This window comes from Parabacteroides goldsteinii, from assembly GCF_020091425.1.
In the GTDB taxonomy this organism is placed as follows: Bacteria; Bacteroidota; Bacteroidia; order Bacteroidales; family Tannerellaceae; genus Parabacteroides; species Parabacteroides goldsteinii.
The window spans coordinates 405,686-431,200 of sequence record NZ_CP081906.1 but is presented as its reverse complement, the minus strand read 5'-3'; the positions used below and the strand labels follow the sequence as shown (position 1 = coordinate 431,200).

The following is a 25,515-nucleotide window of genomic DNA, read 5'->3' as shown; positions in this document are numbered from 1 at the left end:
AATAATACTAGTAACTTTATAAATAAGATTTAAGGAGATTAACTCACTTTACTTATAGATTCACCTTATTCATGGTATTAACATTTACTCTTTCTGTAAAAATCTTATCCCTATGAAACCACAGTTCTTACAGAACTATGGCTTTTCTTATTTCACAAATAGCATGGTTTCAGCATATTAACTCTAAAGAGACAATCATCTACCTTTATAATGGATTAACTTTAGTTTAAACGTTATTATTATTAAACGATCTCCAACGACTTGACTATTACTGAATAATCTGCACAATTTAATGTTTTATTATAAAATTAATATTACATTTGCAGGGTCGGTATTAAATTAGTTCTGTAAGAACTCAATACAAAAACGCCACATATCTTATTTTAAAAAAGGCAAAGCAAATGATCAATACAGATACCGCCATCCGCCACGCTAATAATCTTTTATATAAATAACCAATTATAACAAATCCGGCGACAATCACCATATATAGTAAGTCCATTATAAGAATACCTTTTACAAAGCCGGATAGAATTATATAAAAACTTATCTGTAACTTTATCGCCATATCTATTATAACCTTAGATAACATGACAAATAAAACTCTATTAAGTACCGTGGTTCTTGCCTCTATGGCACAATTCGCGGCAGCCGGTAATGCCGGTGAACAATCGCATCCCAACATTATTCTGATCCTATGCGACGATATGGGATTTTCAGATTTGGGATGTTACGGAGGAGAAGTTAAGACTCCGAACATTGATTTTTTGGCAGAGAACGGAGTGCGTTTCAGCCAGTTCAAAAACACCGGACGCAGTTGCCCCAGCCGTGCCGCCCTCCTGACCGGACGTTACCAGCATGAAGCGGGAATGGGATGGATGACGGCTGTCGACGAGCACCGGCCCGGATACCGCGGACAGATATCTGCCGATTACCCGACTATCGCCGAAGTCCTCAAAGCAAACGGATATGCGACCTATATGAGTGGGAAATGGCATCTGACAGTACAGGGCGCATTCGATAAACCGAACGGTAGTTATCCCACACAACGAGGGTTCGATAAATATTACGGTTGCCTGAGCGGCGGCGGAAGCTATTACACCCCGACTCCCGTCTATTCGAATACGGACCGTATCACGACATTCCCCGACGACTTTTATTATACAACGGCCATTACGGATTCGGCCGTCAGTTTCATCCGTAGCCATCCGGCCGATGTCCCGATGTTCATGTATCTGGCGCATTATGCCCCTCACAGGCCGTTGCAGGCACCCAAAGAACGGGTGGAAGCATGCCGGCAACGGTATAAAGTAGGATATGACGTCCTGCGCCAACAACGTTTCGATCGACAGAAAGAGATGGGATTGATGAATGCCGGAGAAACCCTCCCCATCCATCAGAAAGAATTTGAAGGAGGACGCCCGGCCTGGACAAGTCTCACTCCCGAACAACAGGAAGCATGGATAACCGAAATGGCTACCTATGCCGCCATGATTGAAATAATGGACGATGGTATCGGGAAAGTTATTGCTGCTACCAAAGAAAAAGGGCTCTATGAAAACACCGTCTTCCTCTTCCTGAGTGATAACGGTTCAACCAATGAAGGGGGTTTTATTGCCCAATTACTGGCCGACCTGAACAATACGCCTTACAGAAGTTACAAACAATGGTGTTTCCAGGGAGGAACCAGTACGCCTTTTATCGTTATGTATGGCGATCCGCAAAAGAATGTTCTCAAAGGGAAGTTCAATCGCGAATTCAGTCATATTATAGATGTAATGCCGACCTGTCTGGATATGGCTTCGGTTGAATATCCCGGACAATTCAATGATAAAAAGTTGAGTACCACCGAAGGCAGAAGCCTGATACCCGCCGTCCAAAACAAGACGTTGGAACCACGCGACTTGTTTTTCGAACATCAGACCTCATGTGCAATCATTTCGGATGGCTGGAAACTGGTTCGTAACAGCGGCAAACAGTCCTGGGAGTTGATCGACCTGATGAACGATCCGTTTGAAGAAAACGATCAGGCAGCCTTATACCCGGAAAAAGTAAAGGTATTAGAGAGTAAATGGAACCGATGGGCCGAAGAAAAACATGTCTTTCCTTTTGAATACCGTCCCTGGACAGAACGCATTAATTACTATAAATCGCTCCATCCGGATCAAAGCGGAAAGGATTAAATGTTACAAAAGTCTCACTATGGCACACAGATGCCACAGATTAAGCAGATGAACACGGATAAGTGTGCCATAGTGAGACCTTTTACTACTTATCAAATCCCTTCTTCAATTCTTTTATGGCTGGCAAAGCAAACGAGATCAATCCGATCATTCCCACCAGTCCTCCACCGATGATAAATGTATTTCCAATACCGATCGTATCCGCCAGAAATCCGGTACTCAACAATCCGATCATCGAAGGCAACAGACTAACACTCATATAAAACGAGAACACACGTCCCATCACCACCGGATTGATACGTGTCTGTACCACCGTCGTAAAGGAGGCCATATAAAGAGAACCGGATATACCGCCGACCGCCGTCAATACGACAAACAACGGGTAACCTGAAACCGGCAGAATACCGGACAGTCCGAACGTAACTCCCAACAGGATATACATCCAGTTTATCAATGAAATCTCATTCAGCTTAAACTTCTTCATCCCCAGAAAAGCACCGCCCAGCAAGGCGCCTATTCCCCAGGCTGCTTCAACCAGACTGATCTGAAAAGCATTCCCTGAATAATGGTCCAACGTCATCAACGGAAACAAAACACTGACCGGCATAATAAAGAAGGTAGCAATGATAGAAAGGATAAACAACCACGACAATCCGTTTTGTGCACGGACCTCTGTCAAGGCTTCCTTCGCTTCTTTCAAGAGATGTACTTTCTGCGTTTTTTCCGTATTATCCGGATCGGGGATTTTCACAAACAAGAGTGAAGTACATGCCAGAGCCGCACCAATCACATCCAGCAGCAAGATATTCGTCATCTCCATAAAAGAGATGAAAAGCGCAGCCAGGGCCGGCCCGGCAATATTACAGGCAGACTGGATAATCTGGTTGATGCCGGCAATACGAATCAGTTCCGACTTCGGAGCCAGCAAAGGGACCGACGCCTGCATGGCCGGCATATGAAAAGCCGAACCTACCGAACGTAAAGCCAACAAAATATAAATATGTTCGATCTTCGCTATATCCAGGTAGAACAGGACAGCCAGGATCAATGTACAGAAAGCGATAAAGCTATCTGCCAGTATCATCACCCGCTTCCTTTTCCAACGGTCGATAAAGATACCGGTAAACAGTCCCAATACTGATTGCGGAAGCATGGCTGCTATGGCAGCAAAAGCCAACACTTCTGCCGATTTCGTTTCAAAACTAAGCCATAGGATGATTGCAAAATTAACGATTGAACTGGTCAGGATAGAGAAGAACTGACCGGTCCATATAATGGCGAATACTTTTTTCCAGTTATTCATAACTTCTTTTATAATATAACAATAATAGATACAGGATTCCCCCACGGTTCCGGGAAATCGGCAATATAAACTCAGAAGACAAAAGGATCTTATCCGTTTATCACACCAAATAAATGATGCCTGATTTAGAAGTTATTGAACACATAAAGATTATTTTATTTTCTGCAAGTATACGAATAAAATATGAATTACCAAACGATGATTAATAACGATGTTGTTTTTTCGCTATACCTCCCAGCATTTCCACCAGCGGTTGGCGCAGATATATACAATATACTGGCGTACCTGATAATTGGGGAATTTCCGGCGGGTATCATCGGCGTACTTCTTCACCTGCTCCACATCTTCAGGTCGGGGATCTGAAAATTCCAACATCTTTTCGGCATCTTTAGCCTTGAAGTATTTGAACTCTACGACACGGTCGTCGGTATAATAATCCGTGCCGGGAATACCGGTCATCTCGAAATCGGAACGCCCCACCGAATTGTTTTGCTCAATGGCAAAGGTGTAACAATTACTCAGATAACGAGAAACCAATTCATAGAATGAACAACGGATGAAGTTTTCATTTATTTTATCAAAGACCTGGGCGGGGAACTGTCCGAGGTATTGTTCGAAATAATTCTGCACGAGCGGTTCCAGGCGGCGGTCGCCGTCATATTTCCGGTAGGTAGGCACATAACGTTGTGCATTTCCTTCTATACGGTTCAAATCGTTGTAATAATCCATATAGACACTGCGCATAGTCATATTCGGAAGCGATGTCACATAGTTATCTCTGATCGTAGTCATACCCAGATAGAACAGGCTGATCGGATAAAACTCTTTGTTGAAGAACTTTTGCTTGTTGAATTTGCTGGACAGGTCGGCTACGTTATAGGCCAGTTCATCATCGATAATCAGCGCGTCGAGCATCGCTTTCGCATTGTCGAGCGACATAGTCAAACGGCGGATCCAGTTGATATCCGTACGGAGGTTCTCATCAACCATTTCTTCGGGAATACTGCCGCCATTGACAGCAAATTTCTTAAAGAAATAGGTCAGGATAGTGGCATTAAACAACCGTTCGGCTTTCGGTTTAAAGCGATAGCCATCGTAGTTGTTTACGATAAGTTGCCATATCTCGTCATAACGGTCCTGGCTGCCCACATACTTATCGAGCACATAACGCAAATACGTTTCCGTTTCCGCATACGTAAAACCAAGCATATTCAAGAATGAAGGTTCCAGGGTCAATATTTCGGCTATATTGTAACCACTGGTCAAGTCGTCCATTGTGACGGGCAATACGCCGGTACAGAAACAGGTGCGGATGCTTCCTTCACCGATACCTGCCTTTATCACTTTAAAGAAGGTGCGAAGGAAACTGTCTTTAGTAGTCACCTGTTCATACAGCGGATCGTTGTAAGCTGTAAGCAGCTGGTTGGTGAAATTATCGTATTCGTCTATCAGCACGTAGACTTTAGGCAAGCCATGTTCACGGGCATATCCTAAAGCTTCTTCCAACATTTTTGAGGCATTACCTTTAGTAGTAAACTGAAAGTCGCCGAACAAATCCCGGTTATGTGTCACCATAATCTCGACCGGAATACAATTCAAATCATTGAAGTTCCGTTCCAATCCGTCCATATCGTTCGCCATTACCATCTTTGAGAAGTCATAGCGCACAATCATATATTGGTTATGTTCCGGGGTAGGATGGCTACCGATCCAGGTTCCACCGAAAAGTTCATCAAAGCGTGCCGCCCTGGTACGATCATAATAACAGGCCAGCGTAGAGATAAGCAGACTCTTGCCAAAACGGCGCGGGCGGAGGAAAACAGGGGCATTATAATATTCCAGTTTACTGATATAGTTGGTCTTATCCACATAATAAAAACCACGTTCGCGTAAATCGACGAAATCGGCAACTGCATAAGGTATCGTCATTGTAGCCATACTCGCTTTGTTTTATATTCAACAAGAGCAAAGGTACGAAAGTTTTCGGTACAACAAAACGAAGGCTGCGGGATTCACATCCGACAGCCTTCTACACTAACCCTTAACTTTAACCAATGAAAAACAATAATCTACTTAATTAGTTTTTTAGCGAAGCGATTGCGGCTTCGTAATTCGGTTCGTTGGTAATTTCAGGAACCAGTTCCTCATATACCACCTTGCCTGCTTCGTCGACTACTATCACGCCACGGGCCAGTAACCCTTTCAGCGGACCGTCAACCATCAGCATCCCGTACTTATCTTCAAAGCACGAACAGCGGAATGCAGAAAGTGTAATCACTTTATCAATACCTTCCGTAGTACAGAAGCGTCCGTGCGCAAAAGGCAAATCTTTCGATACAGCCAACACCACAGTATTTGGCAAAGAAGCAGCTTCTTTGTTGAAACGTCTCACCGAAGCAGCACATACGGCTGTATCCAAACTCGGAAAAACATTGATTACAACGTTCTTTCCTTTCAGTTCTTTCAGTGATAATTCAGATAAGTCACTTTTTACTCCTTTGAAATCGGGAGCCTCTGCTCCGACTGCCGGTAATGTTCCGTTTGTATTTACTTCCAGATTACCTTTAAATGTTATCTTTGCCATCTTTGTAGTATTTTATATTTTTGTTACTAAAAAGCGACGTACAAATATAGGCCGCTTTGTATGACTAAAACAAACGTTAATGAAGAATGTTTTTCCTTTTAACTCTTTTTAATCACTTGCCCTAAGAACTGTTTTTCTATCTTTGCCGCAAAATAGAACGACATGAACTGGTTAATTATTTGCGGACTTCTTATTATCATTGTTTTACAAATCTTATTCCGCCCGAAAGAGGATAAATCCGATACACAAAACGAACTGAAACGCTTGCTCGATGAAATGCAACGTTCTTTCGAACGCATTGAAAAAAACTTCCGGGAAGACTTCCGGCTGAACCGCGAAGAGGGCCGTATCGTTGCCCGCGACAACCGGGAAGAACTGACCCGCTCCATGAACGAATTCAGGGAGGCTTTCGACCGGGGCATCGCTTCTTTCAACAACCTCCAACGGGAGAAGTTCGCCAACCTCGACGAACAGCAGCGCCTGCTGGTTGCCAACACCGAAAAGCGCCTGGATGAAATCCGCGTCACGGTAGACGAGAAATTGCAGAAGACACTGAACGACCGCATCGGCCAGTCTTTCCGCCTCGTTACCGAACAACTGGAAAGCGTGCAGAAAGGTTTAGGGGAAATGCAGACACTGGCGCAGGACGTTGGCGGCCTGAAACGAGTACTGAGCAATGTGAAGACACGAGGAAACATCGGAGAAATACAACTGAGCATGTTGCTGGAACAAATTCTGGCACCGGAACAATACGAAGCGAACGTACACACCCGCAAAGGTTCGGACGCGGTCGTGGAATTTGCCGTCAAGCTCCCGGGGCGCGACGATATCCGCGAATACGTTTACCTCCCCATCGACGCCAAATTTCCCAAAGATATCTACGAACAATTGCTGGACGCTTACGACAATGCCGACCCGCAGGCTATCGAAACGGCAGGCAAGCTGCTCGAAACAACCATTAAAAAGATGGCAAAAGACATTTCCGACAAATACCTGGCTCCCCCCGCAACGACCGATTTCGGCATTATGTTCCTTCCCTTCGAAGGCATTTATGCAGAAGTAGTGCGCCGCTCCGCCCTGCTGGATGAATTGCAACGGACCTATAAAGTTGTCGTAACCGGTCCTACCACCCTTGCCGCTATCCTGAACAGCCTGCAAATGGGTTTCCGCACACTGGCCATCCAGAAACATTCCGGCGAAGTATGGACCATACTCGGTGCGGTAAAGAAAGAGTTCGAAAAGGTAGGCGGCATGCTGGAAAAAGCGCAGAAGAACCTGCAAACGGCCAGCGGCCAGATAGAAGAAGTACTCGGAACCCGTACCCGCGCCATCCAACGCAAGCTGAAAGACGTAGACACCCTGAGCGGCCGTGAAGCCCGTGCAATCATACCGGAATTGGGACCGTTGACGGAGGAAGAGGAAGAATCATAAAAAATACCTATCTTTGCCATCTCAACAGAATGGATATATGAAGAATGATGGCTTTACTTTCCGCAAACGGCTACGGAGTTTCCGGTATGCGTTCAACGGGATACGTTTGTTGATCACGAAGGAACATAATGCCTGGATACATTGTTTTGCAGCTGTATGCGTGGTGATTGCCGGTGTTCTTCTGGGGTTGTCGCGCATGGAATGGGTTGCTGTCGTAATCGTGATCGGTGTCGTGCTGGCAGCCGAAGCCGTCAACTCAGCCTTGGAAGCTATTGCCGACTTTGTATCGCCCGAATATAGCGAAGCAATCAAACGGACCAAAGACCTGGCAGCCGGAGCCGTATTGTTAATGGCTATTGCCGCCGCAATAGTAGGCGGAATCATCTTTTTTCCCAAGCTGATTGCTTTATGTTGAATCCGTACGTTTTAAACAAAACAGAACATTTTAAACAAAACAGAACAAACAATAGTTATTTCAAATATTCACTATTAATTTTAATTACACATAACAATGAAACTTCCCGAAGACCCGACGATGCTTTTCAGCGTAGTTAACATGAAACTGCGCGACAAATATGCATCCCTTGATGAATTATGCCGTAAGATGGACGTAGACAAGGACATGCTTGTCCATAAACTTGCCGTTGCCGGCTTTGAATACAGTGCTGAAAACAATAAGTTCTGGTAACTTCCGTTTCTACTTTGCATCAACAAAGAAAATATGAAACGAACGACCTATCTTTTTACCTTTCTTCTGGCATTCATGGTCTGCTTCAACAGCCATGCACAAGAAGTCAAACTAAGCGGCAGCCGTAATGCCGTCCGTAAATCGGGCGACGTGCTGGCCTGCCTTACTCCTGCGGCGAGCCTGGCAACCGTGCTGATCCTTCAGGACTGGCAGGGATTGAAACAGGGTGCACTGGCCGGTGTAAGTACGGTCGGCATGACCTATGCACTGAAGTACCTGGTAAAGAAAGAACGTCCCGACGGCAGCGACAACCATTCGTTTCCTTCCATGCATACCTCCGTATCGTTTACAGGCGCTGCTTTTATCCAGCGCCGTTACGGTTGGAAATGGGGTATCCCGGCGTATGCCGTAGCGACCTATGTGGGATGGAGCCGTACGTATGCCAAGAAGCACGACTGGTGGGATGTGGCCGCCGGAGCCGCCATGGGTATCGGCAGTGCCTATATCTTCACCCGTCCGTTTGCCCAAAAGCACAACCTGACCCTCAGTCCGCTGGCCGGTGACAAACATTTCGGCATTTATGCTTCCATGACCTTCTGAGCATAACTGATATAACGGAATAGAAAAAAGCAGCCCGGACGTGTACTCGCTACAAATCCGGGCTTAATTACAAGTCTATATGTGACTAACTCTATATTCTTTGAGGTTTTAATCATTCGTAATGTAAAGCATCTGCCGGTTGCAGCTGTGCCGCTTCGTTGGCCGGATACCAAATACCGGCAATAATCATCCCGGCGATCAGCAGGAAAGTGACCAGCATCCCTCCCGCAAAACGCAGGAGGCTGTTATCCATCAGGTTCAAATCGATCAGATTGGCAAAAGCAATATTCAGACAGATGACAACGGCCGGAATAAACGCAAGCATCAGCAACACGAGTCCCTCGCCCAACACCGTCATTCTCAACTGCCCCCGGGTAGCCCCTAATGCCATCCGGAGTCCCATTTCCCCCTGCCGCTGACGGGTACGGAACCAGAAAGTACCGACAATCCCCAAAAAGATATTCACCAGCAGGAAGAGCAGGATGGACAAACGCGTTTTCATCTCCCCTTTTCCGTCCCGCAAAGCATCTTCCCTTATATTGGAAAGCGGGATAATATTCTGAAGGTAGAGGTTACCAATCTCCACCTGGTCACTCTTCTCCTGCATAAATGTATCGGCAAAGTTCCTGTCGGCTTCCGGTTTAACCCGCACGGATACTTCCATCCAGGGTAACATCTCTGCCGAGACGGTCTTTACCTCTGCCTCACTTTGGTTAATATAAATCCTTGCTCCCACCTTGCTAAATTCCGACCGGCGGACCTCCTGGCTAATTCCGCCGATGGTCATCGTTCCGGAATTATTATTTGTATAAACAGTCTGTTTTACTGCGTCCTTTACACTTTTCTCCGGAAAAAGCCTCTCTGCCGCATCCCGGGTTATAATAACCTTCCTACCGCCTATCCCCTCTTTCAGTTCTTCAGGATTTCCGGAAATAGCGGAACCGATACGATATACATCGAAATACTCCGGAGTAACAAACTGAATACGGCAGGAAACAGCATCCGAAAGCGTATCCCGGCGAAGAGGCTGGTAATTATCCATGCTATTATAAGGAACGCCAAACCTGGATAAAGCCACTTCTTCAACGCCCGGCATCCTGCGTATACGCTCCATCGCCTCCCACAAATCTTCACCGGCTTTGGCGGAGTGTTCCCCAGGTGTCAAATACCCTTCGGCCCCCTCTTCCCGGGCGTTAAACTCAAACTTATAGGTATGGTCGAGGTCGAAACCGACCGGTGCACTGAACGTATATAATACGACCAGCAAATAATCTACAATATACCACAGGCAAACCGTCACAAGTAACAATTCCCCCAACAACCAGCTATTACTTTTCCGCTGGTTCCATATTAATTTAATGATATGTTTGATCATCTTCGTACTATTTTAACGGTTTAGTTTTCATTCAAAGCTTCTACCACCTCTTTGCGCGACATCCGGTAAGCAGGTATTCCGGCAGACAGCAGGTTCAGTATCAGGCAGAACAGGAATGCATAGAGGAATATCACCGGATTAAGCAACTCAGAAACAGACAGCATCGGTGTCCCTCCGAACACGGAAGAGATGGAGCCGAAGCTATTACTCAGCAACCAGGTTCGCAACAAAAAGATGGCAATGTAAGAGAAGAGCAGTCCGACCACCCCACCCAGCAAGGTCAGAAACATATTCTCCGACAGTATCTGCACCAGCAGACGGCCTTTGGTCGCTCCGAACGCCTTGCGTATGCCAATCTCCGGCAGACGGCTGCGCATCCGTGACAAGGTCATGCCGGAAAGATTGATTGCAGGCACCAACAGCAGAATCACGATAATCAGCAAATACTGCACGATCGTCCTTGTCTTGTCAGGTCCGATAGCCCTCACTCCTTTAATCTCCAATTCAAGCTGTGTATCCGGCTGGTCGTATAATACGAGCTTATAATCCTTCAACGAACTGTTATATTGCGCTTGCAGGTTGCTTATTTCTTTCCTGATTGTATCGAAATCGGATGCCGAACGGGCCAGGATAATCACCTGGAACCATCCGTTATATTCTCCGCCCAGGAATCATCGCTCAAATCGGCAGCCGAAGCCGTATAAGGAATCCACGCCTCCGCATATGCCGCTTTGGCAATTGTAGAAATATCCTTTACCACCCCGCCAACCGTGTAAGGCTTATAAGCGATCATAATCGTTTTGCCGGCAGCATCGGCCGTGCCATATAACCGGCGGGCGGTCGACTCGCTGATGACTACCTTCTTTATACCCGAAGACACTTCCTCTTTCGTATACGGACTGCCGGATATAAATTCGAAGTTGAAGACCTTCCAGAACACATCGTCGGTAAACATCATCAGGCAATCTTTCTTCTCCTTCCCGCCCGGCAAAGAAGCCAGCAAGCTGCGGCAGGGAGAGATAAACGACACAGCCTCGAGTGTTTTCAACGGTAGGAAACACGCTTTGACCGTACGCAAGGAAAGATAACCGTTCCCGTACTGCTCCCCTTTATAGGTCCGTCCGCCCCACCGCACATACATCGTCCGGTCGCGGTTGTCCTCGGGAGAATAGTTTTCGACACGTACCTGATACGTGATCACCATCACCATGATCAGGCAGATAGCCAATGCCGTCCCCAGGATAGAGATCAAGGCCAGGAGTTTGTTCTCCTTCAGCATGGCAAGTGCTTGTTTTAAATAGATTTTATACATAATGTCAGTATTTGTTTATTCGTAATGCAAGGCTTCCGCCGGTTCGAGACGAGCCGCCTTACGGGACGGATACCAGATAGCCAATGTGATGGTAACGGCCAGCAACAACCAGGTCAGCAGGCTGACAAGCAACAGGCGGCCGACAGTCACCTCCATCACCTCCGTACTCAGCAGGCCGGCAAAGGCCACGTTCACACAGATCAGCAAGGCGGGTACGGCAGTTATGGTCAGTATCATCAATCCTTCGCCGATAAGCAACTGTTGCAGGCGGCGGCGACTGGAACCGACGGCCATGCGAAGCCCCAACTCGTTACGGCGGCGGTTCACACGGAACCAGAACGTCCCGATCACAGCCAGGAATACATTGATCAGCAGAAATATGTTGATCGCAATGTCCAGCTTTCCCCCGCTCGTATTCATCGAAGTCTCCAGATAGTTCGTACGCACATCGGGATAATATTGCACGTTAGCCAGCCAGAAATTGCCTGCCGCCAGCCGGTGCTTCATCTCTTTCTTAAAACGGACGGCATATTCGGAAGCACTCTCCGACGCGGCATTCGGACGGACACGGAAACAGATCTGCATCTTCCCCAGCTCCTGTTCACTCATCCGCAGGATGCTCCGCTCTTTCATCTCTTTAAAGACAATCGAAGGCGGCTGGCTGAACTCTTCCCGCTTAACGGCTTCCGTCACTCCCTTCACACGATAACGCAGGGTATCATCCTGAAGGATTAGCAACTCCCGGCCGTCCACCTGGGTCGAGCTGAAACATTTCATTGCCATCGGCTCACTGAGCAGGATACCTTCCTGAATAGCGGAAGCCAGTTCGTCCGGCGAACCGCCATCGGTCGTATGTATATCGAACACACGGAAATAACCGGGCGTAACGCTGAAGTCGAGAGCAGTACGGAAAAGAGAGTCTTTCTCCTGAAAATAAGTACCCGAATTGGACATATAGGTATAAGGCATCGAAGCCTCGTTCGCCAGGCCTACCACCTGCACGTCGGGATGCGCCTCCAACTGGCGGATGATACGCATGAAATCCTCTCCCGCCCCCTGGCTCCCCTGTTCGTAGGCAATATAGGAAGCGCTGGTGGAAGGGCGCACAGCCAGCGTCACCTTATAGACATCCTCAAACGAGTATCCCATCGGTTGCGCCTGTGTGATCCGGCTCATCGTCATCCGGTCGACGGCGTACCAGAGCAGTACGAAGACAACAAGCAGTTCTATAAACACCCAGGTATTGCTGCGGCGTTGTGTCTTGATCAGTTTCAGTATATGTAACAGCATATCTATTCCTTTTAATAGTGGTTTAACGACTCAGTAATATTCACACGGATCGCACGCCAGGCAGGGATCATCGACGACATCAGGTTCAGCAGGAAGCAGACCCCGAAAGCATAGCCGAACACCGCCGGACTCAGCAGCATCCCGACTGTCAGCTCCGTCTGCACACTGCCCTGCACCATCGCAATGATACCCGGCGTAAGCAGCAACTGCTGAAAGAGCGCCACCATCCCATACGATACCAGCAGCCCGACCAATCCGCCCGGCAGCATCAGCAACAGGTTCTCGATCAGTATCTGCGTCAGCAGCCGGTTCTTACGCGCCCCGAAAGCCTTCCGCACCCCCAGTTCGGAGATGCGGTCCTGCATCCGCGAAGCGTTCAGGCCGGACAGGTTCAGCGCCGGAATCAGCAGGAAAAGAAAGATCAGAAACAGGAGCATCAGGTAAACTGCCGTCACGGAACCGCCCATCACAAACTGGCGGATCACATGTGTCAGATGCGTCTCCACCCCGTTCATCATACTGAGCTTTCCGTCGGCCAGGGTCGTATTATAGCGGTCGATCATCTCTTCCAGTTCACGGCTCACCTCGTCGACTCCCATCCCGTCGGCAGGCAGGATACAGACCGTCAGCAAGCCGACCGATACATCGCGCTCGTCGGAAGCCCCCATGACCAACGGCATCGAGGTATAAGGCACCCACATATCGGCATACACGGAGGGAGTCACGGCGGAGACATCCTTCACCACGCCGCTAACGGAATATTCGGTATCGTCCAGCAGGATACTTTTCCCCGTCACGCCGGTCGCCGTCGAAAAGATACGGCGTGCCAGCGATTCGGAAACGACCACCCGGGGGAAACCCGACTGGAACTCCTCCTCACTGAACGGTTTCCCTTCGACGAAAGAAAAAGAGAAGAGGCGCCAGAAGCTATTGTTCGTACCCATCACCTGCACCTTCTGGGGGTCGTCTCCCCCGGGAATCTGCACATAGGTGTCGCCATAAAGCAGGCTGGTGATGGCCGTATTGGTCATAAGCGCCACCTCCTTTGCCGACTTCAACGGCATCAGGCATTCTTTGGCCGAACGGACGCCCCAGAAAAAGTTACTGTTTCCTTTCCCCCGTTCATATTTCATCTGGTCGATATACAAGTATTTGCCGCGGTGCACTTCAGGTGTGATGTCAGCTGTACGGATATGGTACACGATCGCTATCACCATCACCATCGAAATGGCAAGTCCCGTCCCGATGATATACACCCCGCTGTAGAAGCGGTTTTGCCTCATCAGGTTCCAGGCTTGTTTGAAGTATTGTTTATACATGATACGGTTTTATTTGTTATGCCGGACTAAAAGCAAATGCCGTGCCACAAATATAACAAACTGAATATAAGAGATTAACACAAACCCAACAGTGTTCAATACTGAACACTCGTTCCAATATCGAACACTATAAGCAGAAGCTGATAACCGCCATCAAAAACTATCGCACAGGCAACTCAACCTTCTCACAGAGCTCCAAATACTTGCCTCTAAAGATAAGCAAAATCAGTCCCAGCTGCGTCAAGTATTTGGTCTGTGCCACCAATGGGTCGGCAGCATAGCGCTGCAACTGTCCGACGGCCTCGTTGCGCAGGTCTTCAAAATCGCCGTCGGAGGCGGCAACCCTAAGATATGTCACTTTAACAATATAGCTGTAAGCGATGAGCGGCTGATGAAGTCGGTCGGGCATCATGTAAAAGCCGTCATAACCTTTAGTCGCTTCATATTCCGGTCGTATTATATAACCGTTCACCATCCCCAGGTAAGCCATCAGAAAACTTTTCACATGCGCTTCGCCTTCGATAAAGTCACGTATCTGGTCTTGCCGTTCCAATTCAGAGGCGAGATAGCGGAAGACGGGTTCCCATTCGCCTTTGTAGGCCATGTTCACTACCAGATCGGACAGGGCGGACAGGTCAAGCGGGATAACATTGTTTACGTTGTAAGCTTCAATCAAGAGGGAATAAACTTGATGACGAACGGTGAAGTTTGGAATTCCCAGCATGAGCATCTCATGTTCAGCCACATGGGGAAACAGCAAACCGAAGTAATAGAGCAGGCTTTTGAAATTATCCGGCCAGACAAGCGATTCCACGGGATAACCGATATCAATTCCGGCAGATATCATCCCGTTGCCCACCACCTCTTCCATAATGGAGGCATACATTCCGGATAGCCTATTGGTACGAATAAAATGGCGCAACCCGGCATAATCGGAATATACATTTCCGTCGACCATTTGGTAAGGTACTTCTTTATGAGGTATGTAATAATTAAGAAAGTAGAGCGTCAACACCGGATTGTATATTCGTACTTTTATAGCATCCTCCGAAAAGCAGCAACCACCACACCACAGCGTAATAATCTCCATTATCTTGTCAATGGGATCAGATAATAAAAGCTCGGAGTCATAATACTCCAGCATATCTGTTAATTCAGACTCATAAAAACCCATAAGTCCGTTAAAATACACATCGTCACTCATATCCGTCCCAAAACCAACACTTTTTCTCACAATAGGAGAAATGCCGGTGATAAAGGCCCGCTTAATCGCCCGATCGCCTATAGTCCCCGCCTTAATCCGGGCAAAGAAACGTTGGAAAAAGCTATCCTCACTTATTAATATATTATAATCACCCTGTCCCTTACGGGCCAGGATATCATTGGCGAAGTTGTCATATTCGTCAATAAAGAGATAGATAGGAAGATTGAGAGTGGTTGCCTTTGAAATTAGATAAGCGAACTTGGCATCGGCCGAAGGTTGCGCCATCAGTTCGTCGCGGAAGCCAGGTGCAAAGAAACGGGCATAGTTGTCGGCAAACTCCATAAAGCGAAAGCCACAATGTTGTTCGAACGACTCGAATACTTTATCCGGCATCGGGTTCACATCCGAGAAGTCAAAACTCAGGATCTGGTACCTTCCCTGCTCGGCTGTCGGGTTATCGAGAATGTGACATCCGACAAACACTTCTCCGAAGCGGTCTTTACGATTGATATCATAATACCAGGTTAGCATATTGATAAACAATGACTTCCCGAAGCGGCGGGGACGGGCCAGAAAGAAGTAAGACTCCGCCTGCTCAATCCGGGGGATATACTGTGTTTTATCCACATAGTAATAATTATCCCTCTGAATGCGGGCGAAGTCTGTCAACCCGTACGGTATATTCTTTGCTTCCATATCTGACTGTATTTATTGATCGACAGGAACAAATGTACGGATTTATTGTGACAGAAGGCAGAAAAAGTTTAAGTAATACCAAACATTCCCTATCCCCTATTCATAATGCAGCGCCTCAGCCGGCTCGATCTTTGCTGAGCGGTGTGCAGGATACCAGGTAGCGAGAAGGATCACCGGCAGCAATAATAATAGCGACAGCGCGGTGTCGAGCAAGAAGCGGCCCACTGTCAGGTCCATATTCTCCGTGGCGAGCAAATCCATCCGATAGATATTCAGGCAAACCAGCAGGGCAGGCACGAATGCCACGGCAAACAGACAGACGCTTTCCCACAGCAGCCACTGTTGTATTTTCCTCCGCGAAGCTCCCAAAGCCATCCGCAGGCCAAGCTCCTCCCGGCGGTATTCGATGCGGAACCAGAACGTACCGATTACCCCTAAAAACAGGTTCAGCAGAAAAAAGACTGTCAGCAAGACACGGTATTGTATCGTTTCCGAGATATGATAGGCATCGAGCAGATTCTGCCGCACCTTCTTGAACGGCACGATCGAGGAGAAAGAATAATTCCCCGCATCCATCTGCATCCAATCCTTAAAGGAGGCTTCGAAGGCCTGCCTGTCAGCATTCGAACGGAGGCGGAAACAAATACCTATACGACTGAAGAGTCGGTTTTCTCTCATCCGCCCCCAGCTATTTTCCGGCATCAGGCTGATTATTACCGGGAAAGGACGCGTATACTCATGCTGCTTCATATCGGGCAATACGGCCATGACGACTGATCCGATCGAATCTTTCTCATCCCAATATACTCTCTTTCCGGCAGGTGAAATATCGCCGGGGAACAACCGACGGGCGCCAAGCCGGGTAAGAATCACTTTCTCCCCCAGCCTTTCGCCCAGTTCCTGCGGCGTCTCCCCATTGAGTCCGTAGAGGCGGAAAACACGGAAATAGTCTTTGGTTACGTGGTAGATATTTGCACCAGTCTTCAGGGTATCGTTCCACAAGGTCGTAGAGGAACTCCCACCGTAATACGGATAATAAAACTGCCCAAGGCAGAGACATTCGATATCCGGATGGTTACGGATACGGTCGACGATACGCTGGAAGTTGCGCGAAGGTTCTTCGCTGCCCTCTTCGTAAGCGATAAACGAGGGACTACTTTGCGGAGTCATGGACAGTTTGACCAGATAGGTATCGGTAATGTCGGCACCAACGGGGGTACGCGCTGTCAGATAAAGTACGGAAAAGAAATCGACCAGCACCCATATCAGGATGAAGATAAGGAACAGTTCGAGAACGATCCAGCCGTTACTGCGCCGCTGGTTATATATCAGTTTAAATAAATGACTTGTCATAACTTATTTATTTATCATTAATAGCCTTTACAATAGAAACACGCGTAGAAAGCCATGCCGGCCACAAAGCCGACAGCAGGTTCAGCAACAAACAGAACCCGAAGGTGATAAAGAACACCGGAAGATTCAGCAACATGCCGGGCGAAAGACTCACCTCGCCAGTCATCTGTCCGACACCAAACAACAGGTTGCGCAGCAGAAACACCAACAGGAAGGAGAACAGCAAACCTACTATTCCCCCCAGGAACGTGTAAAGGAAATTTTCGGTCAACACCTGCACGATCAGCGTCGCGCGGCTTGCCCCGAAGGCCTTGCGCAATCCCAGTTCGGGAATCCGCTTCACCATGTCGGAGGAAGAAAGCCCCGAGAGGTTTACGGCAGGGACAAGGAGGAAGATGCACAACAGTAATCCGTATTGCATCAGCTGCTTCGAAGGCGATGTGCGCCAGTCGAGCCTCGACAGGATGAAAGTGCGCCATGTCTGCACATCGCCCCTTTCATTGGCAATATATTCCCAGTCTTTCAGCGTCGTGTTATAGCGTTTGCGGTTCTGGTCTATCTCTTTCCGGAGCGCAGGCAGATCGTCGATGCTCCTGCAACGGATGCAGAGTTCAAGCCTTCCGAGTATGCCTTCCGCCCCATCGGAGATCATTAGTTTGGGATATAAAGTGAAAGGAACCCAAGCATCTGCATAGGTGATGATATTGACGGCGGAGATGTCGCGTACCACCCCTGCAACGATATACTCGACATCGTTCAGAAGGACGCCCTGCCCCGCTACGTCCGGCTTGCCAAACAGCTGCCGTGCCATCGTCTCGCTCAGAACTATCCGGCGCAGTCCGCTTTCAAAATCAACCGGCGTATAAGGCTTCCCGTCGATAAAGGTGAAACGAAACATCTGCCAGTAAGCGGCATCGGTTGCCGACAGTTTGATTTCAAACTTGTCTTTTCCTCCGGGAATACGCAGCAACATCTCACCGACAGTGTAAGTGAATATTCCCGGACTGATGTAGGCGCTGACCAGCTCCGGAGTCCGGAGGGGATAGTAGACCTCGCGGACGGTCTTGAATGACAGGCTGCCCGTCCAGTTGCTCTGCCCGTCTTTGGAGACCGACGTCGCCGCATCGAGGAGGCAGAGGCGGCCGCGGTTCACCTCCGGTGCAATGTCGGCGGTACGGATATAATACACGATCGCCATCATCATGACCATCGAGATTGCCAAAGCCGTCCCCAGAATATACACGAAACTGAAGAAACGATTCTGTTTCATCAGATTCAAAGCTTGTATGAGATATTGTCTGAACATATTACTTATCTTTGTCGTTTAACATTAATCTATGTGTGTTATGGATAAAGAGCTACCTAAATCAAAAATGACCGTTAAACCCGGCAAACTATTCGTCAAACTGAGTAAAAGCCAGTTGCCCGAACAAAAGCCGTTCTATAAAGGAACGTTGCCCAACCATCCGACGCTCACTATCGAAGATATCGCCGCCCGGGCCGTTAAAGCCCGCTCTTCCTACCGCCACGGAACGTTCGTCGAAGTGTTCCGTACGATGATCGAAGAGATGTACGGTGCCATCCATGACGGCTTCAACGTCGACTTCGGCCTGGGACGCACGGAACTGACCGTCACCGGCCGTTTCAACGCCCCTACCGACAAGTTCGACCGCGCAAAGCACGCCATCCGTGCCAACTTCCGCCCCTCTCCCCGTCTGAACCAGCTGATCGACTCGTTTCCGGCCGAGGTAAGCAACTTCAATGCGAACGCCCCGCTGCCAAACGAACTCAGCATCTACAACGAACGCCATGAAAAAGGACATGCCTACGAGTTCTGCTGTATCCCTTCCGACTACACCCTTCCGCTCTTCATCCACGGACAACGCGTGAAAGTAATGGGCGACCATCCGGATGTCGGCATCGTGATCCGTCAGGAGGAGGGCGACAAACGTTACTTTATCGAACCCCGGTTCGTCTTCATCAACCAGACGATGCGCCTGGCTTTCATGATCCCCGAAGCACTTACGCCGGGAAGATGGGTGGCGGAGGTGCATAGCCAGTACACACCTACTTACCACCTGTACAAGAAGCCTCGTGTCGGCACTGTCGCCTTTACCGTGCTAGACACTACCTCACCGGGATGATGTAACCTGCCTCATCGGCGTGATGTAATCTACCTCATCTGGATGATGTTAACCACCTCATCAAGGTGAGGTGATCTGCCTCATCGGCGTGATGTGAGGTCTAGCATTAGGCTCCCCGTTCTCCCGGCAAACGGGGAGCGGGGAAGTCCACAGCCTCTGTCTGCCCTGCCTGTAACACACTCCCTGCCTCTTCCCGAGAGGGGAAGGGTTACTATTGAACCTGTCGTCCGTCGAAAAAGCGTACCGTGCGACTCGTCTGCTGTGCCTGCGCTTCGTTGTGGGTTACCATCACGATGGTGCGGCCGTCTTCCTTATTCAGGCGGTGTAGGATATCCATGACCTCGATACCCATCTTTGAATCCAGGTTACCGGTCGGCTCATCCGCCAGGATAATCTCGGGATTCCCTACGATGGCACGGGCGATGGCTACACGCTGGCACTGACCGCCGGACAACTGTGTCGGGAAGTGGCGCATGCGGTGGCTCAGTCCGACCTTTTCGAGAACGGCTTCGGCAGCCTTGCGGCGTTCGGAAGAAGATACGTTGCGGTAGAGCAGCGGGAGTTCCACGTTATCCAGTACGTTCAACGAATTGATCAGGTGGAAGGACTGGAAGACGAAACCGAGCGTCTTGTTACGGAAGGCGGCCAGTTGTTTGTCGTTCATACTGACCGTATTGGTTCCGGCGATCTCGACCGTACCGGCTGTCGGGGCATCCAACAGTCCGATGATGTTCAGCAAGGTGGACTTTCCGCAACCGGAGGGGCCCATGATGCTGAGGAATTCTCCCTTCTGGATATCCAGATTCACATTCTCCAAGGCAACTGTTTCGATCTCCTTCGTACGGTAGATCTTCTCGAGGTTTGTTAATTTGATCATGATGTTTGATATTTAAATTGTTATTATTGTTCTTTATTCATAATGCAACGCCTCCGCCGGTTTCATCCGTACCGCCTTGTACATCGGGAACCAGATGCCGAGGCTGATCATACCCGCCATCAGCAGGTAGGCACCTCCGAAGGTGACCGCGAAACGCCACCAGGTATAAGGCAAACGGATGGTATCGAGCATATCGAAATACAACATATTCAGGATAAAAACCAGCACCAGCGGGACAGTCAGCACCAGCAACATCAATCCCTCGCAATTCATCAGGCTACCAATCCGGCTACGGTTGGAACCCAGAGCCATACGAAGTCCGATCTCACCCTGCCGTGCCTGCGTCCGTAACCAGAACGTTCCGATAATACCGAAGAAAACATTGATGAGCATGAAACTGACCAGGGCAGACTTCTTCTTCATGGCGTCTTCAGATTTCTTCAGTATCCCGGTGCGCATCTCGCTAAGGGGGACGACGCTGGAAACATAGATGTTATTCACCGTCAGCCGTTCGCCCATTCCTTGCAGGAACCTTTCCATGTCTTCCGGACGGAAACCGGATTTCATTCGCATCAGGCAGTCGATGCCTACCGCCTGCGCCTCTTCGATCTGCCTGATCATTTCTGGCTGCGAAGGGATATAATAAAAGAAAGGGATACTCTTCTTATACTCCGATTCGCGGACAGGGCCAGAGACAGCCAGGATTGCCATCTCATCGGTGTTGTCGGGATGATACTTGACGGCCTTGCCCCGGGCGGAGACGTCCGCTCCGTAAAAGAGCCGCTCCAGGTCGGAGGTGATAACGCCGCCTGTCCGCTGTCCGATCTGCGGGCCCAGCAGGTTGCCTTCGGTATCTTTCATTCGTAGCACCGTGAAATATTCGGGACTGACGGTAGACTGGCGGAAGTTCGCCTTGATGAACGTATCCGCATCCGCCCGGTAAAGTTGCGACCAGGAACGGTTTTCGGTGTACACACAGCCGACATGGGAAATGGAGACCTCCTCTACCTCAGGCGCTTGTCGGAGCAGTCCCGCCAGACGAAGCACGTCCTCCCCCTGGCGGGTGGTCAGCAACGAATCGTCCACATATCCCGGAGTGCCCGGCGCGAGGATACCCAACTGTACCTTATACGTATCTTCGATGTCGAACCCCAGGGGCGAATAGTAAGTGTATTTATCGACCAGCAGCGAATCCGTCATTACCCACAGGATACTGACCACGACCAGCAGTTCGGCAAATATCCAACCGTTGCTGCGGCGCTGGTTCCAGATTATTTTCAGTATATGCTTTATCATCTTCCTTTCGTATTTATATCGTTACATCTCTTCGGATTCTTCGCCTTTCAATGAAGCGGCTATCTGCTGGCGGGCGATACGCAGGGCGGGAATACCCGCAGAAAGCAGGTTCAGCAGCAGGCAGAACAGCAGGGCCACCAGGAAAAGTCCGGGTTTGAACAGCATATCGCTTTGCAGTACCGTGTCCGCCTTTTCCAGCAGGAAGCTGCGACAGAGGGGCAGCAGCAGGAACGAGAGCAGCAAGCCGATCACGCCGCCAACCAGGGTGATCACCCCCTTTTCGTAGAGGACCTGGCGGACCAGGTCGCCGTAAGTCGCCCCGAATGCCTTGCGGATTCCCATTTCCGAACGGCGTTTCTGCACCGCCGACTGGGTGACGCCCATCAGGTTAAGGGCCGGTACGAGCAGGAGGAAAAGCAGCAGGCCGCCCATCTCCGTGAGGTAGTCCTTCAGTTCGACCTTGATCTGCCCGCTCGTACCGATCGCTTTGTCGAAACGGCTGATAGGGTTATGGAAAAAGTTGATCTGCACCTCTTTCTTTGTGGAGTTGTAGCGGGCCATCTGCCCCTTCAGTTCCTGACGGATGGCGTCGAAACCGGACGTCTCACGGGCCAGCAGGCAGACGTTGAAGGCCCCCGACATATTCTCCATAAACGCCATATCCGACAGAACCCGGTTGGTGGTATAGGGCGTCCAGACCTGCCCGTAGGCGGTGTCGGCGGCACGGCTGACGTCTTTCACGACACCGCAGATCGTATAGGACATGCGGTCGATGATGACGGGTTTGCCGACAACCTGGGTAGTACCGTAAAGTTGCTTGGCGACGCTTTCACAGACAACGGCCTGTGGGATGGCGGAGCTGAAGTCGGCTTCCGAGAAAGGTTTGCCTTCCAGGAAAGAGAATGCGTATATCTTCCAGAAACCGGGATCGGTATAGTAGATCGTATAGGTCCTGAACATCTGCTTGCCCGGCAAAGAGAGCGGGGAAAAGCGGGTGGCCCAGGCACAGGCGGCCTCGGGTGTCTTCAGGGAATAGAAGCATTCGCGAACGGCTTCGACCGACATGTTGCCGCGGCTCCAACTATTCTGAGCCTTTACTTCGGTACCGTTTTCGACATAGAGCATGCGGTCGCGGTTTACTTCGGGCACGAACGAGGTCAGTTGTACCTGGAAGACCAGGATGACAACCATGATCATGGCTATCGAAAGGGCCGTGCCGAGTATGGAGATCAGGCTGATGAGGCGGTTCTCACGCAGCATGTTCAAGGCTTGTTTGAGGTATTGTTTGAACATATTGTTGTTGTTTGTGTTGGGGCGGTTCGCGAACCGCCCGTACGGGACGTTATTTTATTTTAAGTTTGTTCTTGTCCTTATAGCTTGCCATGTCGGAGACTACTACCTGGTCGCCGGGTTGCAGGCCGCTGATCACTTCTACGTATTCGTAGTTGCTGTCGCCTAGCTGCACCTTGCGTTTCAAGAGTTGGTCGCCATTGACTACAAAGAGGTCGTATTCACCTTTGCCGACATAATAAGAGGCGTTGGCGATGCGCATGACGTCATCCTTGACGGCGTTCATGACATATACGTCGGTCTTGAGACCGGAGCGGAGGCGGCGGTGGTTGTCTTCTTCCAGTTGGACGGTGAAGGAGATGACGCCGTTCTTCGACAGCGGGGTGACGTCGCTGACGGTGCCCTCCAGTTTGTCGCTGCCGATCTTGACAACGGCTTTGCTGCCGGCGGCGATGCGGTCACCATAGGTGTCGGCTATCTCACCCTCGATCTTGAAATGCGAGAGGTCGGAGACGATGGCGATCTTGGTGCCTTCGCTTACCTGGGCGCCGATCTCGTTGTTCACGTAGGTCAGGATCGCCTTGCGGGGGGAGCGGACCTGGGCATCGTCGAGCGTGCGCTTGGTTTCGGCGAGGCTTTTGCGGAAGATGTTGAGTTCGAGTTCCTTCACTTTCAGGTCGGCTTCGGCAAGGGCCTGTTCGTTGATGTATTTCTGTTCGTCTTCCTTGAGTTTTAGCTGGCTGACGTTGTAGTCGAGTTCTACCTGGCGGACTTTGTCGGTGGTGCCGGCACCGAGGCTGTCGAGGTAGCGTTCGTTACGCAGTTCGACGGCTTTGCGGTCGAGTTCCATGCGGGAGACTTTCAGGTTCATCTCCATTTCAGAGAGTTTGCTATGGCCGGTGAGACGGAGTTTTTCCAGTTCGAGTTGTTTCATCTGTTGTTCGTCCAGTTTCTTCTTGTATTCTGTTTCGGCACTTTGCAGGTCGAGTTTGAGGATCGGTGTTCCTACATCGACAGAGTCGCCACCTTTTTTGTATATCTCGACGATACGGGTGTTGATGGGGGAATTGATGATCTCTTCGAAAGCGGGTATCACCTTGCCGGAGGCGCTGACCGATACTTCGATGACGCCCTGGTCGACGGTGGATATAGTCAGGTCTTTACGGTTCAGGCTGGTTTGCAGGAAAGATATGATCACGGCAATGACGGCTACGGCCGCTCCCACGCCTCCCCCGATCTTTATGATTTGTTTGCGTTGTTCTTTTCTTCGAACTTCTTTTGATATCTCTCTGTCCATATTTAGTATTGTTTTTATTTTCCGCCACAGTAGAGGCAAACTCCGTGCCAAAAAGCTAAACTACTGATATTGTGCACCTACGATAAAACAAACAGTGTTCAATATCGGACAGTGTGTTCGGTTTTACAGAAAACATTCCGGCTCTCCGCGTTGTTCTTTATCGACAAAGAAGGTAAAACACTTATTAATTGCTAAAACAAGAAAGATATGAGTACCAGATCTATTATTTTATCGCTTTTCGTCGCCCTGGGGTTCGTCCTCACCGGTTGCGACAATAATGATGACAATCACAAAAATGCCATCGAACCGACCGAGCCGGTAATGCAGGCTTTCAATAAGAAATATCCCGATGCCTCCAACCCGCTCTTTACAATTGAAGGGAATTATTATGTAGCCGAGTTCACGAACAATGGTGTTTCGACCGAAGCATGGCTCACCGAACAGGGCAAGTGGATGATGGACAAGGCAGATACACCTTTCAACCAGCTCCCGGAGGCGGTGACCGGCGCATTCAATAACGGTCTTTATGCGGGCTGGAAAGTGGATGATTCCTATACGATCAACCGGGATAGCATGGCTGTCGTCTATAAGATTAATGCCGAAAAGGGGAACAGCGACATGGACCTGTATTATTCGCAATACGGCAACCTGATCAAGGCCGTGAACGACGAAGGGAGCGAGGATGCTCCGATCGTGATCCCAGCAGAGGTACATACGTTGATGAACCTTACTTTCGCTACCTGCGACCTGCTGGATATACAGAGCAACAGCGAAGGATATATCCTGAATATGCTGGACGGAAAGGTTTATAAGGTCGCCCAACTGAATAAAGATTACCGGTGGCAGAGTACCACATACCAGATAACCGAACAAGAGGTACCGGAGGTTATTATGGCTGCCTTCCAGTCCACAGGCTATGCCGGAGATACAATCGAAGCAATCAATGTCAAGATCGAGGTAGCCGGAACATTCTATACCTTCACCGTCGATCATAACGGACAGAGCACAGATGTCACATTCGATGCGATAGGGAATGTTGTTGGATGAAACAGCGTTAGAAATAATTGAACCTACTTTTCCCTTGATGGAAAAGTAGGCAAAAGATCAAGGCTGCACCTGCTTCGCTACTCCGCATCCTACGTTCGCTGTCGTCTGTGAACTCGCTGCGCTCAAACAGCACAGCCTCCGGACGCTCTCTACGGCTGCTTCGTTTTACGCTCATCAGCTGATGCCTTTCATAGAACGCTTTGCGTTCTTCTGGGATGGCCGATAC

General features: G+C 49.3%; 23 protein-coding genes. 7 read left to right on the top strand and 16 right to left on the bottom strand.

Annotated elements, in window-relative coordinates; genetic code table 11:
• Positions 1-590: 590 nt before the first annotated feature.
• Positions 591-2,183 carry an arylsulfatase gene (locus K6V26_RS02690; RefSeq protein WP_224264538.1) on the top strand — a complete coding sequence of 531 codons (1,593 nt, stop codon included), beginning with the start codon at positions 591-593 and terminating at the stop codon, positions 2,181-2,183.
• 85 nt (positions 2,184-2,268) lie between these two features.
• Here the strand turns inward: K6V26_RS02690 and K6V26_RS02685 are convergent, their stop codons facing one another.
• From K6V26_RS02685 to tpx, 3 genes are all read right to left on the bottom strand, one after another.
• Positions 2,269-3,486 carry an MFS transporter gene (locus K6V26_RS02685; protein WP_046147887.1) on the bottom strand — a complete coding sequence of 406 codons (1,218 nt, stop codon included), beginning with the start codon at positions 3,484-3,486 and terminating at the stop codon, positions 2,269-2,271.
• Between the two features lie 225 nt (positions 3,487-3,711).
• Entirely contained in the window at positions 3,712-5,424 is a 1,713-nt protein-coding gene (locus tag K6V26_RS02680) for an ATP-binding protein (RefSeq protein ID WP_224264537.1), read from the bottom strand.
• Positions 5,425-5,563: 139 nt separating this feature from the next.
• The gene (gene tpx / locus K6V26_RS02675; protein WP_007653626.1) at positions 5,564-6,070 is read right to left on the bottom strand and encodes a thiol peroxidase; all 507 of its coding nucleotides are present in this window, start codon (positions 6,068-6,070) and stop codon (positions 5,564-5,566) included.
• Between the two features lie 162 nt (positions 6,071-6,232).
• On the opposite strand from tpx, the gene K6V26_RS02670 reads away from it, so the two are divergent.
• The 4 genes from K6V26_RS02670 to K6V26_RS02655 all read left to right on the top strand — a co-directional run bounded on the left by K6V26_RS02670 (position 6,233) and on the right by K6V26_RS02655 (position 8,789).
• Positions 6,233-7,501 carry a DNA recombination protein RmuC gene (locus tag K6V26_RS02670; protein ID WP_007653627.1) on the top strand — a complete coding sequence of 423 codons (1,269 nt, stop codon included), beginning with the start codon at positions 6,233-6,235 and terminating at the stop codon, positions 7,499-7,501.
• Positions 7,502-7,538: 37 nt separating this feature from the next.
• The gene (locus K6V26_RS02665) at positions 7,539-7,916 is read left to right on the top strand and encodes a diacylglycerol kinase family protein (protein ID WP_044245694.1); all 378 of its coding nucleotides are present in this window, start codon (positions 7,539-7,541) and stop codon (positions 7,914-7,916) included.
• A gap of 96 nt (positions 7,917-8,012) precedes the next feature.
• Positions 8,013-8,189, top strand: coding sequence for a DUF4250 domain-containing protein (locus tag K6V26_RS02660; protein ID WP_010800257.1), 177 nt, complete (start codon positions 8,013-8,015; stop codon positions 8,187-8,189).
• Positions 8,190-8,264: 75 nt separating this feature from the next.
• On the top strand, positions 8,265-8,789 hold the full coding sequence (locus K6V26_RS02655; protein ID WP_374692926.1) for a phosphatase PAP2 family protein: 525 nt from the start codon (positions 8,265-8,267) through the stop codon (positions 8,787-8,789).
• Positions 8,790-8,901: 112 nt separating this feature from the next.
• On the opposite strand, the gene K6V26_RS02650 is transcribed toward K6V26_RS02655, so the two are convergent.
• The 8 genes from K6V26_RS02650 to K6V26_RS02615 all read right to left on the bottom strand — a co-directional run bounded on the left by K6V26_RS02650 (position 8,902) and on the right by K6V26_RS02615 (position 18,644).
• Complete coding sequence (locus K6V26_RS02650; RefSeq protein ID WP_224264536.1) at positions 8,902-10,164, bottom strand: ABC transporter permease; 1,263 nt, start codon at positions 10,162-10,164, stop codon at positions 8,902-8,904.
• Between the two features lie 20 nt (positions 10,165-10,184).
• The gene (locus K6V26_RS02645; protein ID WP_224264535.1) at positions 10,185-10,802 is read right to left on the bottom strand and encodes an ABC transporter permease; all 618 of its coding nucleotides are present in this window, start codon (positions 10,800-10,802) and stop codon (positions 10,185-10,187) included.
• Entirely contained in the window at positions 10,799-11,476 is a 678-nt protein-coding gene (locus K6V26_RS02640; protein WP_224264534.1) for an ABC transporter permease, read from the bottom strand. Before K6V26_RS02640 ends, K6V26_RS02645 begins: the two co-directional genes overlap by 4 nt.
• Before the next feature lie 15 nt (positions 11,477-11,491).
• Positions 11,492-12,766, bottom strand: coding sequence for an ABC transporter permease (locus K6V26_RS02635; protein ID WP_224264533.1), 1,275 nt, complete (start codon positions 12,764-12,766; stop codon positions 11,492-11,494).
• An 11-nt stretch (positions 12,767-12,777) separates the two neighbouring features.
• The gene (locus tag K6V26_RS02630) at positions 12,778-13,983 is read right to left on the bottom strand and encodes an ABC transporter permease (RefSeq protein ID WP_262905178.1); all 1,206 of its coding nucleotides are present in this window, start codon (positions 13,981-13,983) and stop codon (positions 12,778-12,780) included.
• Between the two features lie 262 nt (positions 13,984-14,245).
• Entirely contained in the window at positions 14,246-15,985 is a 1,740-nt protein-coding gene (locus tag K6V26_RS02625) for an AAA family ATPase (protein ID WP_224264532.1), read from the bottom strand.
• 96 nt (positions 15,986-16,081) lie between these two features.
• Positions 16,082-17,338: an ABC transporter permease gene (locus K6V26_RS02620; protein ID WP_195586047.1), complete on the bottom strand. Its 1,257-nt coding sequence runs from the start codon at positions 17,336-17,338 to the stop codon at positions 16,082-16,084.
• Positions 17,339-17,345: 7 nt separating this feature from the next.
• Complete coding sequence (locus K6V26_RS02615) at positions 17,346-18,644, bottom strand: ABC transporter permease (protein WP_195586048.1); 1,299 nt, start codon at positions 18,642-18,644, stop codon at positions 17,346-17,348.
• Between the two features lie 31 nt (positions 18,645-18,675).
• Here K6V26_RS02615 and K6V26_RS02610 point away from each other — a divergent pair, with 31 nt between their 5' ends.
• Positions 18,676-19,482 (top strand): DNA-binding domain-containing protein, encoded by an 807-nt coding sequence (locus tag K6V26_RS02610; protein ID WP_224264531.1) that lies wholly within the window; start codon positions 18,676-18,678, stop codon positions 19,480-19,482.
• A gap of 211 nt (positions 19,483-19,693) precedes the next feature.
• Here the strand turns inward: K6V26_RS02610 and K6V26_RS02605 are convergent, their stop codons facing one another.
• From K6V26_RS02605 to K6V26_RS02590, 4 genes are read right to left on the bottom strand one after another with little or no spacing between them, the layout of a single operon-like run.
• Positions 19,694-20,359 carry an ABC transporter ATP-binding protein gene (locus K6V26_RS02605; protein ID WP_007653641.1) on the bottom strand — a complete coding sequence of 222 codons (666 nt, stop codon included), beginning with the start codon at positions 20,357-20,359 and terminating at the stop codon, positions 19,694-19,696.
• 33 nt (positions 20,360-20,392) lie between these two features.
• Positions 20,393-21,655, bottom strand: a complete 1,263-nt coding sequence (locus K6V26_RS02600; RefSeq protein ID WP_224264530.1) for an ABC transporter permease — start codon at positions 21,653-21,655, stop codon at positions 20,393-20,395.
• A gap of 21 nt (positions 21,656-21,676) precedes the next feature.
• Entirely contained in the window at positions 21,677-22,948 is a 1,272-nt protein-coding gene (locus tag K6V26_RS02595; protein WP_224264529.1) for an ABC transporter permease, read from the bottom strand.
• A gap of 49 nt (positions 22,949-22,997) precedes the next feature.
• A complete protein-coding gene (locus K6V26_RS02590) occupies positions 22,998-24,242 on the bottom strand; it encodes an efflux RND transporter periplasmic adaptor subunit (RefSeq protein ID WP_224264528.1) in 1,245 nt (414 codons plus the stop codon).
• Between the two features lie 207 nt (positions 24,243-24,449).
• Between K6V26_RS02590 and K6V26_RS02585 the strand changes: the two genes are divergently transcribed.
• Positions 24,450-25,289 (top strand): PepSY-like domain-containing protein, encoded by an 840-nt coding sequence (locus tag K6V26_RS02585; protein ID WP_224264527.1) that lies wholly within the window; start codon positions 24,450-24,452, stop codon positions 25,287-25,289.
• Between the two features lie 7 nt (positions 25,290-25,296).
• On the opposite strand, the gene K6V26_RS02580 is transcribed toward K6V26_RS02585, so the two are convergent.
• Positions 25,297-25,464, bottom strand: coding sequence for a hypothetical protein (locus tag K6V26_RS02580; RefSeq protein WP_224264526.1), 168 nt, complete (start codon positions 25,462-25,464; stop codon positions 25,297-25,299).
• Between the last annotated feature and the right edge of the window lie 51 nt (positions 25,465-25,515).

Coding starts and splice junctions, on each gene's coding strand:
- K6V26_RS02690 (WP_224264538.1), top strand. CDS start 591: ATGACAAATAAAACTCTATTAAGTACCGTGGTTCTTGCCTCTATGGCA.
- K6V26_RS02685 (WP_046147887.1), bottom strand. CDS start 3,486: ATGAATAACTGGAAAAAAGTATTCGCCATTATATGGACCGGTCAGTTC.
- K6V26_RS02680 (WP_224264537.1), bottom strand. CDS start 5,424: ATGGCTACAATGACGATACCTTATGCAGTTGCCGATTTCGTCGATTTA.
- tpx (WP_007653626.1), bottom strand. CDS start 6,070: ATGGCAAAGATAACATTTAAAGGTAATCTGGAAGTAAATACAAACGGA.
- K6V26_RS02670 (WP_007653627.1), top strand. CDS start 6,233: ATGAACTGGTTAATTATTTGCGGACTTCTTATTATCATTGTTTTACAA.
- K6V26_RS02665 (WP_044245694.1), top strand. CDS start 7,539: ATGAAGAATGATGGCTTTACTTTCCGCAAACGGCTACGGAGTTTCCGG.
- K6V26_RS02660 (WP_010800257.1), top strand. CDS start 8,013: ATGAAACTTCCCGAAGACCCGACGATGCTTTTCAGCGTAGTTAACATG.
- K6V26_RS02655 (WP_374692926.1), top strand. CDS start 8,265: ATGGTCTGCTTCAACAGCCATGCACAAGAAGTCAAACTAAGCGGCAGC.
- K6V26_RS02650 (WP_224264536.1), bottom strand. CDS start 10,164: ATGATCAAACATATCATTAAATTAATATGGAACCAGCGGAAAAGTAAT.
- K6V26_RS02640 (WP_224264534.1), bottom strand. CDS start 11,476: ATGTATAAAATCTATTTAAAACAAGCACTTGCCATGCTGAAGGAGAAC.
- K6V26_RS02635 (WP_224264533.1), bottom strand. CDS start 12,766: ATGCTGTTACATATACTGAAACTGATCAAGACACAACGCCGCAGCAAT.
- K6V26_RS02630 (WP_262905178.1), bottom strand. CDS start 13,983: ATGGTGATAGCGATCGTGTACCATATCCGTACAGCTGACATCACACCT.
- K6V26_RS02625 (WP_224264532.1), bottom strand. CDS start 15,985: ATGGAAGCAAAGAATATACCGTACGGGTTGACAGACTTCGCCCGCATT.
- K6V26_RS02620 (WP_195586047.1), bottom strand. CDS start 17,338: ATGACAAGTCATTTATTTAAACTGATATATAACCAGCGGCGCAGTAAC.
- K6V26_RS02615 (WP_195586048.1), bottom strand. CDS start 18,644: ATGTTCAGACAATATCTCATACAAGCTTTGAATCTGATGAAACAGAAT.
- K6V26_RS02610 (WP_224264531.1), top strand. CDS start 18,676: ATGTGTGTTATGGATAAAGAGCTACCTAAATCAAAAATGACCGTTAAA.
- K6V26_RS02605 (WP_007653641.1), bottom strand. CDS start 20,359: ATGATCAAATTAACAAACCTCGAGAAGATCTACCGTACGAAGGAGATC.
- K6V26_RS02600 (WP_224264530.1), bottom strand. CDS start 21,655: ATGATAAAGCATATACTGAAAATAATCTGGAACCAGCGCCGCAGCAAC.
- K6V26_RS02595 (WP_224264529.1), bottom strand. CDS start 22,948: ATGTTCAAACAATACCTCAAACAAGCCTTGAACATGCTGCGTGAGAAC.
- K6V26_RS02590 (WP_224264528.1), bottom strand. CDS start 24,242: ATGGACAGAGAGATATCAAAAGAAGTTCGAAGAAAAGAACAACGCAAA.
- K6V26_RS02585 (WP_224264527.1), top strand. CDS start 24,450: ATGAGTACCAGATCTATTATTTTATCGCTTTTCGTCGCCCTGGGGTTC.
- K6V26_RS02580 (WP_224264526.1), bottom strand. CDS start 25,464: ATGAGCGTAAAACGAAGCAGCCGTAGAGAGCGTCCGGAGGCTGTGCTG.